The organism is Sphingomonas sp. (assembly GCF_036402235.1).
GTDB lineage: Bacteria > Pseudomonadota > Alphaproteobacteria > Sphingomonadales > Sphingomonadaceae > Sphingomonas.
The window spans coordinates 16900-28380 of record NZ_DASWTG010000044.1 but is presented as its reverse complement, the minus strand read 5'-3'; the positions used below and the strand labels follow the sequence as shown (position 1 = coordinate 28380).

The window sequence follows — 11481 nt, the reverse complement described above, 5'->3', positions numbered from 1 at the left end:
CGTTAGAAGCTCCGGGAGCCGAACCCGGCGAGGGTGGCGTTGTTGCGGAAGAGGTTGGTGCCGCGCGCGGCGCGCTCCTCGCGCTCCAGCAGGACCCACGCCGAAGCGACGTCCTCCTCAAGGAAGCGATCGAGGATTTGCGACCCGACGACGCGGGCTTGGAACTGGCGACCGGCGACCGTCGCGATGTAGCAGCGGGCGGTCTCCGGGAGTTCCTCGAAGGGGAAGCCCCAGGTGATCCGGCAAGGCACGGCCTCCGAGAACGACCAAGATCGCTCCTGCCGGTTCCACAGCGCCCGCCCTTTGACCGGGTGGCTGCGTTGGACGGCGAGCGCCTGATCGTTCGGGCGGACCTTGAGGACACCGGCGGGGATCAGCACGACGCCGTCAGCGTCCGGTGCGAGCGGCCAGTCGTCGTCCTGATTGAATGCGAATCCGCGGGTAAGAACCCGGCGGGTGACTTCCGTGAGCTTCGTGCGGGCCACGGAGGCATCCGTGAGGCCCGAGACGGAGAGGGTGTTAACCGGGGCCTGACCGATGGACAGGAGGATGCTGTTGACGGCTTCAAGTTCCGTCAGCGGCGCAATCATGGGCATGGGTGAAGCTCCGGGAGAGCGAAGGAAAAAATAGGGGAGCCTCCAGTTACGGAAGACTCCCCCTTTCAGATCACGCCGGGATCGCGCCCGTGCGCAGCTCGACCGCGCACTTCGAGCGAAGCGTGCGGGTGCCGGTGATGAGGCTCGCGATGAGCAGTGTGCCGAGCTTGCGCGGCTGCGGCTCGATGTCGAAGCCGACGTCGCGGACGATCGCCGAGCAGGCGGCCATCGGGGTCCAGACGGCGCCGACGGTCGTGCCGAACTTCGCACGGTAATAGCTCGGGATGAACTTCTCGCTCTCGGCGTCGATGTAGTCGCCGGCGGTGTTGTCCTGACCGAACACTTCGTTGGCGAGGTTCGACTTGTGGACCGCGATCTCGTCGATCGTGGTCAGCGTCATCGAGCGGATGCTCGCGCCGCCGCCGTTGGTGTCGCGGTTCAGGTTCTTGTCCGTGCGGGCCATCAGATACCACTGTGCCGGCTTGAACATCGCGTGGACGCTCTGCGCGTTCACGGGAACGTCCTTGCCGTCCATGGCTTCCTTCGCGGCCGAGACCGCGTCGATCAGGGCCGAGCCGTCGGTCGCCAGCGAGGCGTTCACGACCGCGCCGCCGCCGCTATCGCCGGTGAACAGGGCGCCGCTGCGGGCTGCCTTGAGGATCGTGCGGAGGACGTTGGTGTCGTAGTGGCGGGCCAGGAACTCACCCATTTCCTTCGTGTACGGCGCGCGCACGTCGAAGTGGTTGAGCAGCTCGTCGATATCCGCGACGAACACGTCCGACACCAGCGCGTCGTCCGGGTCCACCGTGATCTCGGTGTGCTTGATCTGGCGGCCGGTCAGCTCGACGCCGGGGGTGTGGTAGCCGCCGCCCGCGCGCCAGATGGCCGGGAACTTGAACGACTTACCCTTCGAGAGGGTCTTGGTCTGGTGCTTGTCGCGCAGAACGGTCGCGGTCTCGAACGCCGAGATGATCTCGCCGCCGAACAGGTCCAGCATGAGCGCACGCGCGTCGCCGGTGCCCTGGTCCTGACCGGGCCGGTTGGGGGTGGAGTCTGCCATTTTTCCTTGTGGGGATTGAGGTTGGTGGTTGGGGTGTTGTCCGCCACCTCAAGGCCCGCCGATCTCCGAGGTTGTCCCCGCGGGGGCCTCGTTCGGGATGGGTTGTCTCTTGGAAGGTCGGTAGCCGGGCGCCGCACCGGCGGCGCCGGGAGTGCAGACCCCCTCGTCAGGGGGCCGGCTGGTTACGAAAGCGGGGAGCGGGCGACGACCGTGAAGCCGCTGCGCTGCGAGCGCTTGAGCTTGTCCATGACGCCCTGCCGGAACGTCGCGTCGGTCTGGTAGCGCGGATCGCGCTGATCGCGGATCAGCTCCTCGCGGGTGTTGTAGACGTCACCGCTCGTTGCGCCGCCGTCGTTGGGAGTCACGAGCTTACCCTCGGCCGGGCGCTTGGCGCCGAACCGGGCGTAGAGGCCCTTAACCGCAGTCTCGCGGAGCTGCGGGTTATCGATCGCCGTGTTGAAGGCTTCGATCTCGGCGTCCGAGAGGTTCTGCGCGGCCCATGCGGTCATCTCGTTGTAGGTGGCCTCGCCACCCACATACTCGAACATCTGCGCCGTCTGCTGCTGCGAGAGCGCCTGAACGCCCGCGAGGTAGACGTCGAAGATTTCCTTCGGGATACCTGCGGCCTCCAGCGAGGCAACCGTCTCGTCCGACACGGCCTTGTTGGTCGCGAACTCAACGCGAGCCGCTTCCATCGCCGTATGCAGCGCAGCGTGCGGCTGGGCTTCGTCAGCCTTCGGCTTCTCGATCTTGCCGCCTTCGCCGGTGGCCTTCGCGGCATCCGCCGGCTGCTGCTGCTGCTGCGGCGCGCCAGAGTCGGGCTGCTGGCCGCCATCCATCTTGGCGCGGAGTGAGCCGTAGCTCTTGGCCAGGCCCTCGTTGTCGACTTGGCCGTCCTTCCAGAACTGCTCGGGGCACCAATCGGGGCGCTGCGGGCCGTTCTGCGGAGGCGCTAGGACGTCAGGGGCGTCGGAGATGCCGCGCTGGCCGATCTCGACCGAACGCTGCTCGGCCTCCGAAAGACCCTGCGGTTCCTCCGTCGGGGTGTTGGTGGTGTCCGTCATCGCCTTAGCGATACGTCTCCAGCACGAACCCCGTCGTCAACTCGGTCTCCTCGACCTCGACCGGACGCTCCGGCGGGGCCTCGGCGGCGGTGTTGTCTTCGACCACGAACGAGGTCTCGACGATCAGGCCGGTGGCCGGCTGTTCGACTTCGGGGGTTTCGGCGGAGACCGCCGGGGTGTTCTTGGCCATCTATCAGGCTCCTGGGATGGTGGCCGGAAGGTCTCCGGCGGGGGCGTTCATGGCATCGACGGCGCCCTTCGCGAGTTGCGGGGCGGCGGCGAGCGCGGCTTGGTTGGCGAGCGCGGCCTGGTCTTCCTCGGCCTGCATCTCTTGCGGCTTGATGAGCGAGGACACGTCCTCGATCCCGTAGCTCGACGCGAACCGCATTCCGACCTCGGTTGGGTCGGTGATCTTGCCGACGATCTCTGGGCCGTAGATAGCGACCATGTCGTCCATCCACCGGCGGAGCTTGTTCGCGGCGTGATTGCGGCCGAGGGCCTCGAACCCGGTGACGATCGTGGGCTGCACGTCGGGCGGAAGGTCGGGCGCCTCTTGCTTGCGCTGGAGGATGTAGATCAGGCGCCGGATCAGCGGGAGCTGGAACTCGGCCGACAGGACCGTGTAGACCCCGCCCAGCACGTTCTCCAACTCCTGCGCCATCGCGCGGATTTCCTCGGCGGTGACGCGCTCGGCGTCCCGGACGGTGCCCGACTGGAGCATGAAGGCGTGTGCGAGGCGCAGCTCGATCCGCTCGGCGACCTGCGAGGCAATCGCGTAATCCTGTGACTTCTCCAACTGGAGCGTCTGGACCTTGTCGGCGTAGCCGGTGACGAAGTCGCCGCTCTCGGCGGACGCCAGCTCCTCGACGTCGAGCATCGAGTTCGGGTCGACGATGTGGATGATCCGCGAGGCCACCGCAGCGAACTGAATGATCGCCTTCGAGAGGTCCTCAAGGGACATGAGGTCGCCGATGTATTCGCTGACGTGGGCGCGGCCGTAGTCGCTGCCGGGGACCGCTTGCCACCGGAGGGCCAGCCAGCCGGCGCTATCCGCCGGGGCTTCGCCGACCGAGTCCGGGACCAGCTTGCCCTCGATCTCCTGATAGTGGCGGAGCTTGTCCTCCACGCGCTCGACGTGGGTGTAGATGTCGACCAGCTTGCGGGCGTCCTCGTCGGACTTCATCTCGATCCCAACGGCGGCGCGAACCTCCTCCGACAGCGCGGCGGGGTAGACCTTCTCGTGGATCACAGCCTCGATCAGGCGGTTCTGGTGGTCGCGGAGGACCACGTACTGATCCAGCCGCCACATGCGCGGCGAGGTGCCTTCGATCGGGAAGTGGAGCAGGGCGTTACCAGCGACGATCAGGTGCCGGGCGGTCTCCATGAAGACCGGACGCATTGCCGCAGTTTCGATGAGGAGGTGCGCCTTGCTGCTGATCCGGTTGAGGCCCTCCGTCACCTTCGCGAGGCCTTCGCCAAGCTCGGCGGCGGTGTCCTCATGAACGGATAGGCGGGCCATATGCTGATCCGGGGGGAACAGCGTGACCAGCATCCAGGCGGCGAGGTTGTTCACGCAGCGCGAACCGAGGGACTGGTAGGGTTGCTCGAAGGCCGTGCCGGCGTCCTGCCCGTTCTCCGGCACAAGGCCCGGGATGGTAAGCGAAGAGTTCTTCCGAGCGCGGTCGAGGGGCGTCGTGCGGGCGTTGGAAAGCTGCGAGTAGCGCTGCTTCGCCCGGGGGGTGAGGTCACCCTGCTTCTGTGCCAAGGGGCGAAGTCCTTACTGCGCCCGACGCAAAATCTTGAGACCAAGTCCACCAAGAACCCCGCCCTGAACGGGCGAAGCGCTGGGTTGCACGGCGGAGACGCCGCCGGGACCGGCGCGGGGGGTGGTGTCGTGGACGGGGGGAGGCGGTGTGCCTCGACCCCCGCCACGCTCGATCCGCAGGGAGGAGCGACCCGTGCGGAGAGACTTTGCCTTCGGATCAAGTCCGTCGAGGTAGGGATTGCGGATGACGGCGGGGTCCGGCGTCTTCGCCGTGGGGTCCGTCGGGGCGATCTTGGGCGTTTTGATGATGCACATCAGCGCCGCCGTGGGCTGCGCGGGGCAGCGGCAGGAGTCTTGTCGCCCTGCTCGCGGAGCCGGATGAGTTGGAGGACCAGCTCACGCTTTCCGGCGTAGCGCTGGATTTCCTCCATCGTGTCCGTCGCTGACGGCACACGTTCGGGGACGAGCTTCTCGATATGTTCGAGAAGCCCAGCCGCCGTGGCGGGAAAGGACATTCGGCCTCCAAATCGGCTCCGGCGAGCAGGTGAAAAAAATGGGGCCGCTCGACTACAGAGGACGCTCCTGACCACATCAGGTCAGGCGTCGTGCAGGAGCGGCCCCATAGGGAACCGGAAGGGAGGTAGAGGATACACCTACAATAGGCTTTCCTCTCCGAAGGTCAGGGGTAATCGAACGCGGGGCTACGACGGCGCCGTTTTGCAGATGACCTGAAAGGGGATAACGAGGGCCGTGCCGGTAAAATCCGCAAGATACATCGGGCTATAGCCGGTGTGCTTGAAGTGCAATCCGCGCTTGGCCTGGTAGAGCTTCTTGAAACAGCGTTCGCCGGTGTCGAGGTTGATGACATGGACGTAGAGGTCCAAGCCGGCCCGCTGGTTGGGGTGTTGCTTGTGTGACACGGGGTCCCCGACTAACCCGAAATGCGGATAGTCCGGGTCGATCCTCACGCTGATCTGTTGCATCACCGCGGAGGCACCCACGGCTTCACTCGACCGCCTTCAAAGTCCCCGTGCCGCAGGATGCGGGCCAGGTTCGCCATCGTGACGGCGTCCTTCTCGGTCTGGCCCTGCTTCTGATACAGCGCCACGATGCGCTCCCAAGTGGTTGAGAAACCACACCCGTAGCTGAACCACTCGGGGACCTTCATGCCTTTGCGGGGGCCGCTCTTGAACTCGCGTTCGCGGACCTGCCACATGAGACCATCGAGGACCTTATCGGCCATCGCCGGACCCGCGCCGGGGCACCCCGGATAACCGTCAGTCGCATCGCCGCACACCGTCTGCCATAGCAGGAACCGATCGGCTTCCTCGACGGTGATCCGACGGGGCCGCTTGTCCTTGTTGGGGTTGAACAGGAGACCGGGGATGGTCTGCATGTCCTTGTCGGCCGACACGATGATCCGCTCGCCCTCGTGGGGTTCCGTCGAGAGGATACCCATGACGTCGTCGGCCTCCAGCGTGGGGATCGAGCGCGTTGGATAGGTCTCGCGGAGCCAGTCCTTGAGGTCGTAGAGATGCTCGGGGCGCTGCGAGCTGCTGCGGTTGGACTTGTAGGCCGGCCACACGCCCTTGCGGAAGTTGTTGAAGTCGTCCGACAGGCAGATGATGAAGCCGTCGGCCTTGAGGGTCTCGACGATCTCCTCCAGCCACTCGACGGCGGCCTTCTTGGCGGCCTCGAAGTCGGCGACGTGGGAGCGGACGCCGTCGCCCCAATCGATGTTCTGTTCCGTCGCCGCGGTCGTGAGGTAGGCGAGGATGTCGGCGTCGATGAGGAGGGTGCGGGTCAAACCGACGCCCTCGTGTCCACGAGGTTGCACTTCGAGCAGCGGCGCTGCTGCTTGATGACCTGGCGCATCACTATGCCGACGGGGAAGGCGGCCCGAGCTTCGTCAGCCTTCCCAACGTCCTCCCACCGGCCCCAGCGGTGCCATAGACACCTCACAGGAACCGATACCGCTTGCTGCGCGCCAGCATCCAGTAGAACGAAGCGCCGAGCTTCACCGACAGCCACACCGAACGGCCGTTGAAGGCACGTCGGAGGATGTAGCTGCGCGCGATCGAGATGACCGTGAAGATCAGCGCCAGGACGATGTTCTGGCCGTGCGTCATGTGGACGCCGAGGACCAGCGGGATCACGAAGAAGTTCGCGATGGTGGAAACGATGAGGCCGATGAGGGTGTTCGTCAGGGCCTCCATGAAGGAGTCGAGGCGGGACTGCGCGGTCATGCGCGGCCGTCCCGGAGGCAACCCCACCAGCTCTCCCACGATCGCCGGCTGACGAACGTTGCGTGGAAGTCCTCGAAGTGATCGCGGCGAGCCTGCCAGTCGATGACCACATAAGGCAGCGCCAGAAACCACGTCAGCAGGACGTAGGGGACGAGCAGGATGATCGCGACGCGGAAGGCGCACCGCTTGAGAAAGTCGGTCATTGCTTAACCACCTCGGAAGGGAACCGCATCGTGCTTTCATCGGCGCGGTGTGCATATTGAGAGCGGAAGATCAGGCGGACCTTCTGCGGCGTCATGTCTGCAACTGTGGCCTTCTTGAAGTTACGGTAGCCCGTCTCGATGAACGCCACTTGGTCGCCGATGGCGAGCGGGCGTCCGAAGAAGTCGTTCATCAGAACACCGCCCACCAAGGCTTCTTCGTGATCTTCTTCTCGGCCTCGCGGTCGCGCTTCTCGCACGCCTCGACGACCTCGATCGCGGCCGCCTTGTCGATGTTCGACTTGTCGAGCTGGCCGGTTTGCGCGTCCCCGAAGGCAATCCAGTCGCCCACGGTGCCCGTGCTAGGGAGCGGTGCCCCCGGCGCCGGGCTGCGGAGTGGTGACGGGATCAGCGTCGAGCAGTCCGACGCAGGCCGGTTGTAAACGATACGCGTTGCGCAGGCAGAGAGCATCAAGGCCGGCGCGATGAGCAGCAGGCCCGACCGCAACAGCCGCGCCAGGAGCGGATAGGATCGCATCTCGGTTTCCCTTCGTGATGACGTCGATGCGGCCGTGGGCGGCTTGGGTCTCGACGAGGATTTTGACGGAGTCCTGCGCCGCCTGTTTGCTCGCGTCAGCCGTAAGGGCCGTCGCGGTGGCAACGGCGGTTTCCTTACGGGCACGCGAGGGGGCGGTGAGGAAGTGATAGAGGAGGAAAGCCGCGGCGAGCGCGGCGAGACAGATGCCGCCCCATCGGAGCAGCGCGGCGCGGGTCACTCGGGAACAACCATTCGCGTTTGAAGGCCGACCGTCACCGACGTCGCGTTGAACTTCTCGGCGACGGCTCGGTCGAGGTCGATACCTTCGGCCATCGCGATCAGATCGGCGCAGATCACGACATCTGCGAGTTCTTCCGCAAGATGCTCGATCGTATCTCGGGAACCTCGGATGCCGAGCCGCTCTCGCTCGATCTTTTTGATGACGTTGCAGGCTTCGCCGGCCTCGCCTGCCAATTCGTTCCCGCGGTAAGCGAGCGTGATCTGGTTGTCGGCATCCCATTCGCGCTGCCGGGCGCGATTTGCGTCTCGTAGGGTGACGTGCGCGATGGTTGGCGCCGTTCGGCACGCCGCGTGGAAGCACGGCGACTGTCGGAAGGGCCGGTCGTCAACGGGGCAGCGATGGCCCATGCGGATATTCCTTATGCGTAGAGGGTGCGGAGCTTCCGGGCGTCCCGCTCAAGGTCCTTCGCGAACCCTTCGACATCCAAGCTGGTGAGCTGGTGGAGCGCTTTGCGCCCGCCCTTCCAAGGCACGTCGATGGGCTTGCCGGACGCGCGGATGCCCGCCGCCATCTTGCGGAGCCGCGAGGACTGCAAGACGAGGCGGTTGGCGGTGTGGCGGGCTGCGCTCATCCGAAGAACTCGGCGATGGCGCGCAGCTCGTGCGGGGCGGCGTCGGACTTGATCCGGTTGGCTCGGTTCGAGAGGACGACCACGTTTCCCGGCACATAGCCCAGCCACCCCACCTTGCGGTCGAGGGTGGGCGAGCTTGGACCCGGCCCCTGCTTCCCCTTGGCCTTGGCGAGCGGGATGTGCAGGACCGGGCAGAAGGCCGGGACAACGATGTCGTCGATGGTGATGGTGAAGGCCAGCCCGCGGCGCTTCGCCCGTGCGAGGGCGTTGTGCCAGAGCTGGTAGCGTGGGTCGTCCTTCGCCTTAGTGGCTATCTGACCAGTTGTCCCCGATCTGATACGCCCCCGCGAGGGGGCAGCGGAGGCCGTAGGCTTCTCCCGCGAGGCGGATCGAGTCCGCCGCAAGTCGGCCGATGGTTTCGGCAAGGTGTTCAGGGACCTCCATTTGGAACTCGTCATGGACGTTGGCGACGAACCCTAGGGTGCCGTCGGGGTGGCTGAAGGAGCCGGAGAGGATGTCCGGCTCGAAGCCGCGATCGACCAGGTCGTCAGCGAAGACGACCAGCGCCTTCTTCATCACGACCGCGCCGCCGCCTTGCAGCAGCGTGTTGAGCGCGGCGTGGGCCGAGCGGATGCGGAGCATTCCGCCGTCGACCGTCTTGATGAGGCCGGACGCTGCCCGGCCCTTGACGATCTCCTGCAAGCGCCCGAGCGCCGGAAGGCCGGCCTCGATGCTGTCTCGCGCCAGCTTACCGATACGCACCAGCGCGCGCTCTCGCGGCTGTCCTGCGGGGTGCTTGGCGTTGAACTTCGCACGCTCCTCGGCGGGCATGTCTTCGTAAATGACGGTGCCGAGCTTGAGATTGCCGGCGCCGTAGAGGTAGGCGTAGATCCAGGTCTTCGCGGAGCTGCGGCTATTGAGGCCGATGAGCTTCTGGTTGACCGTATGCACGTCGGTCCCGGCGTCCTTGTCGCCGTTGACGACCGTGTCGGCATAGGCACCGCCGTCGAAGCGGGCCATGTAATGCGCCAGCATCCGCAGCTCCAAGCTCTCGGCATCGCAGCCGACCAGCTTGTTGCCCGGCGCCACGCCGAACAGCGCGCGGCAGTCCTTGCCATACGGCACGGGACCCGAGGCGTTCACGAGGGAGGGGACTTGGGCCACGTTGGGGTAGCTGTGGGTCATCCGCCGCGTGATCGCGCCGAGGGTGTTGACGCGGCCGTGGATGCGGCCCGCCGGGGTGACGCGCTTGCGCCATGCCTGCGCGCCTTCCGCGAGCTGGCCGAGGCGCTTGTCGATCGTCAGATACTCGACCAGCAGCTTTGCCTCGGGGACGTCGAGGCCGTCGAGGGTGGTTTCGTCGACCTTGGGCTTACCGCCGTCGGTGAACTCCACCGGCTCCCACCCATGCAGGGCCATCATCCGGTTCGAGATGTGGTCCCGGCTGGCAGGGTTGAAGCTGACGGTCTTGAAGCGTTGGATCGCGACCCCGGCCTGATAGCCGAGCTTCGCGTTGTCGCGCTTGGGGACGAACTGGACGGCCCTGCCGCCCTTCCGCTCCGGCTCCTGCCAGGGCGGGAAGGCTTCGCGCAGGCGATCCTCCAGCTCGGCCTTGCAGCCGCGCAGGGTGATCTCCAGCTTCTCGGCGGCGCCGTCGTCGAAGGCGAAGCCGAAGCGCTCCTGCATGTGGATGATCTCGGCGACCCGGTGTTCCAGCTCGACGGTCTCGGGGTGCAGGTTCTTGCTCTCGATCAATTCGAGCAGCGCGCGCGTGACGACCACGTCCTGCGCGGCGTAGCTCTCCATCTCCTGCGTGAAGTGTTCCCAGCCGCCCTTGTAGTCGCCCTTGTGGACGCCGAGGCGGTGGCCCCACGCCTCAAGGCTATGCCGGCCGACGAACTTGCCGAAGCCCTCGGGGCGCTTGTTCTTGCTGATCGCGGCCGCGTCGATGTCCGACAGGTGCGGCCAAGCGATCTGCGCGAGCAGCATCGTGTCGCGAACATGACCCCGAGGGCGGAACGAAGGGTAGAGCTTGGTGATCGCTGGGATGTCGAAGCGGATGCCGTTGTGCCAGTAGGTCACGTCGGCCGCCTCGATCAGCGCGAGGGCGTCTTCGAGGGTGCCGTCGCGGGGAGCCGGCGAGCCGTCCGCGAAGAACCCGTTGTTGAACCGGAGGGCGTTGCCGGTGGCGTGGTCGATGACGTGCAGCGTGTGGATGCGCGTCAGCTCATCCAGGAGTCCATCGGACTCCAGGTCGCAGATTAGCGGCAACGTCGCTCCTTATGGGGATGGTGGAAGTATCAGCCCCATTGCGAGGCCATCGCCTCGGCGATGTTGGCGTAAGTCACGCTGCGCTTGGCCCAGCGATCCTCGGACGGGCCGAGGTTCGACTGGCCGCTGTCGGTCTGGTTCGACCAGCGCTCGACGATCTTCCCGGACCCCTTCGGCCACTCCACGCGGCGCCCCGGAAACCGAGGGAACGCAGCCGGAGAGAGAGAGGGCAGGCCCTCAAGCCACAGGCAGGTCCGCTTGCTGGCGTCGTGGCCGAAGTCGTAGGGCTGGATCGTCTGATCCGGCTTTCGGATGCGCGACGAGATGCAGCTCACGGGGTTCTCGATCGCCTTCTTGGGGATCGGGGCGGCCATGAGCAGACGGACGAAGTCGAGACCCTTCTCGGTCTCCGCTGCGCGCCACTCGAAGCCGGGCCGGCTGTTCCAGTGGAGGCCGCTGACCGTGAGGTAGGTGCAAGGCGGGTGCGCGACCATTAGGTCCCAGCCGCCGTCGAGGACGTCTCGAACGTCCCCTTGATAGTGCTTCCCCGGTGTCTCCGAGGGAAGAAGGTCGCAGGACATCGCGTCGTGGCCCCGTCTCACGAAGGCGTCACGAACCGTCCCGCTAAACTCGCAGGCGATCAGGATTTTCATGGGGTGTCCGGTTGGGGTGGAGGCCCCGGCAGCGGCAGCGCTGCTTTCCCTCCAGTTATCCGACAGCGATCATTCGGCGCGCCGGCGGGGATTTGATGGGGTCGGAACGGCGCTCATAGTCCGCTCGGCCCTGACAGGCCGACTTGAGGGTAGACCGTGTCAGCGGTTCGGCCTCTCGTCCGAAAATGGTCCCCGGAGCCGAAGCGCGCGGGGAGG

At 66.0% G+C, this 11481-nt stretch carries 17 protein-coding genes; all 17 read right to left on the bottom strand.

Annotated elements, in window-relative coordinates; translation table 11 throughout:
- Nucleotides 1–2: 2 nt before the first annotated feature.
- Entirely contained in the window at nucleotides 3–596 is a 594-nt protein-coding gene (locus VGD28_RS08890) for a hypothetical protein (RefSeq protein WP_331027982.1), read from the bottom strand.
- Between the two features lie 70 nt (nucleotides 597–666).
- Entirely contained in the window at nucleotides 667–1656 is a 990-nt protein-coding gene (locus VGD28_RS08885; RefSeq protein ID WP_331027981.1) for a hypothetical protein, read from the bottom strand.
- Between the two features lie 182 nt (nucleotides 1657–1838).
- Nucleotides 1839–2720: a capsid assembly protein gene (locus VGD28_RS08880; protein WP_331027980.1), complete on the bottom strand. Its 882-nt coding sequence runs from the start codon at nucleotides 2718–2720 to the stop codon at nucleotides 1839–1841.
- Between the two features lie 4 nt (nucleotides 2721–2724).
- A complete protein-coding gene (locus tag VGD28_RS08875; RefSeq protein WP_331027979.1) occupies nucleotides 2725–2910 on the bottom strand; it encodes a hypothetical protein in 186 nt (61 codons plus the stop codon).
- Nucleotides 2911–2913: 3 nt separating this feature from the next.
- Nucleotides 2914–4485, bottom strand: coding sequence for a portal protein (locus VGD28_RS08870; protein WP_331027978.1), 1572 nt, complete (start codon nucleotides 4483–4485; stop codon nucleotides 2914–2916).
- Between the two features lie 314 nt (nucleotides 4486–4799).
- Nucleotides 4800–5000 carry a hypothetical protein gene (locus VGD28_RS08865; RefSeq protein WP_331027977.1) on the bottom strand — a complete coding sequence of 67 codons (201 nt, stop codon included), beginning with the start codon at nucleotides 4998–5000 and terminating at the stop codon, nucleotides 4800–4802.
- 186 nt (nucleotides 5001–5186) lie between these two features.
- Nucleotides 5187–5468 (bottom strand): hypothetical protein, encoded by a 282-nt coding sequence (locus VGD28_RS08860; RefSeq protein WP_331027976.1) that lies wholly within the window; start codon nucleotides 5466–5468, stop codon nucleotides 5187–5189.
- Nucleotides 5468–6292, bottom strand: coding sequence for a hypothetical protein (locus VGD28_RS08855; protein ID WP_331027975.1), 825 nt, complete (start codon nucleotides 6290–6292; stop codon nucleotides 5468–5470). Before VGD28_RS08855 ends, VGD28_RS08860 begins: the two co-directional genes overlap by 1 nt.
- Before the next feature lie 151 nt (nucleotides 6293–6443).
- Nucleotides 6444–6731, bottom strand: a complete 288-nt coding sequence (locus tag VGD28_RS08850; RefSeq protein ID WP_331027974.1) for a DUF7220 family protein — start codon at nucleotides 6729–6731, stop codon at nucleotides 6444–6446.
- Entirely contained in the window at nucleotides 6728–6934 is a 207-nt protein-coding gene (locus VGD28_RS08845) for a hypothetical protein (RefSeq protein WP_331027973.1), read from the bottom strand. The genes VGD28_RS08850 and VGD28_RS08845 overlap by 4 nt, the downstream gene beginning before the upstream one ends.
- Nucleotides 6931–7125, bottom strand: a complete 195-nt coding sequence (locus VGD28_RS08840) for a hypothetical protein (protein WP_331027972.1) — start codon at nucleotides 7123–7125, stop codon at nucleotides 6931–6933. The genes VGD28_RS08845 and VGD28_RS08840 overlap by 4 nt, the downstream gene beginning before the upstream one ends.
- Nucleotides 7125–7283, bottom strand: coding sequence for a hypothetical protein (locus tag VGD28_RS08835; RefSeq protein ID WP_331027971.1), 159 nt, complete (start codon nucleotides 7281–7283; stop codon nucleotides 7125–7127). The genes VGD28_RS08840 and VGD28_RS08835 overlap by 1 nt, the downstream gene beginning before the upstream one ends.
- A 10-nt stretch (nucleotides 7284–7293) precedes the next feature.
- A complete protein-coding gene (locus VGD28_RS08830; RefSeq protein ID WP_331027970.1) occupies nucleotides 7294–7707 on the bottom strand; it encodes a hypothetical protein in 414 nt (137 codons plus the stop codon).
- On the bottom strand, nucleotides 7704–8117 hold the full coding sequence (locus tag VGD28_RS08825) for a MazG-like family protein (protein ID WP_331027969.1): 414 nt from the start codon (nucleotides 8115–8117) through the stop codon (nucleotides 7704–7706). The genes VGD28_RS08830 and VGD28_RS08825 overlap by 4 nt, the downstream gene beginning before the upstream one ends.
- Nucleotides 8118–8128: 11 nt before the next feature.
- Nucleotides 8129–8341, bottom strand: coding sequence for a hypothetical protein (locus VGD28_RS08820; RefSeq protein WP_331027968.1), 213 nt, complete (start codon nucleotides 8339–8341; stop codon nucleotides 8129–8131).
- 303 nt (nucleotides 8342–8644) lie between these two features.
- Nucleotides 8645–10612 (bottom strand): DNA polymerase, encoded by a 1968-nt coding sequence (locus VGD28_RS08815; RefSeq protein ID WP_331027967.1) that lies wholly within the window; start codon nucleotides 10610–10612, stop codon nucleotides 8645–8647.
- A 29-nt stretch (nucleotides 10613–10641) separates the two neighbouring features.
- On the bottom strand, nucleotides 10642–11106 hold the full coding sequence (locus VGD28_RS08810) for a hypothetical protein (protein ID WP_331027966.1): 465 nt from the start codon (nucleotides 11104–11106) through the stop codon (nucleotides 10642–10644).
- Between the last annotated feature and the right edge of the window lie 375 nt (nucleotides 11107–11481).

Excerpts from the sequence above, each read along its gene's own strand:
- VGD28_RS08850 (WP_331027974.1), bottom strand. The coding sequence starts at position 6,731 with ATGACCGCGCAGTCCCGCCTCGACTCCTTCATGGAGGCCCTGACGAAC.
- VGD28_RS08890 (WP_331027982.1), bottom strand. The coding sequence starts at position 596 with ATGCCCATGATTGCGCCGCTGACGGAACTTGAAGCCGTCAACAGCATC.
- VGD28_RS08810 (WP_331027966.1), bottom strand. The coding sequence starts at position 11,106 with ATGGTCGCGCACCCGCCTTGCACCTACCTCACGGTCAGCGGCCTCCAC.
- VGD28_RS08840 (WP_331027972.1), bottom strand. The coding sequence starts at position 7,125 with ATGAACGACTTCTTCGGACGCCCGCTCGCCATCGGCGACCAAGTGGCG.
- VGD28_RS08865 (WP_331027977.1), bottom strand. The coding sequence starts at position 5,000 with ATGTCCTTTCCCGCCACGGCGGCTGGGCTTCTCGAACATATCGAGAAG.
- VGD28_RS08845 (WP_331027973.1), bottom strand. The coding sequence starts at position 6,934 with ATGACCGACTTTCTCAAGCGGTGCGCCTTCCGCGTCGCGATCATCCTG.
- VGD28_RS08820 (WP_331027968.1), bottom strand. The coding sequence starts at position 8,341 with ATGAGCGCAGCCCGCCACACCGCCAACCGCCTCGTCTTGCAGTCCTCG.
- VGD28_RS08885 (WP_331027981.1), bottom strand. The coding sequence starts at position 1,656 with ATGGCAGACTCCACCCCCAACCGGCCCGGTCAGGACCAGGGCACCGGC.
- VGD28_RS08825 (WP_331027969.1), bottom strand. The coding sequence starts at position 8,117 with ATGGGCCATCGCTGCCCCGTTGACGACCGGCCCTTCCGACAGTCGCCG.
- VGD28_RS08875 (WP_331027979.1), bottom strand. The coding sequence starts at position 2,910 with ATGGCCAAGAACACCCCGGCGGTCTCCGCCGAAACCCCCGAAGTCGAA.
- VGD28_RS08880 (WP_331027980.1), bottom strand. The coding sequence starts at position 2,720 with ATGACGGACACCACCAACACCCCGACGGAGGAACCGCAGGGTCTTTCG.
- VGD28_RS08860 (WP_331027976.1), bottom strand. The coding sequence starts at position 5,468 with ATGCAACAGATCAGCGTGAGGATCGACCCGGACTATCCGCATTTCGGG.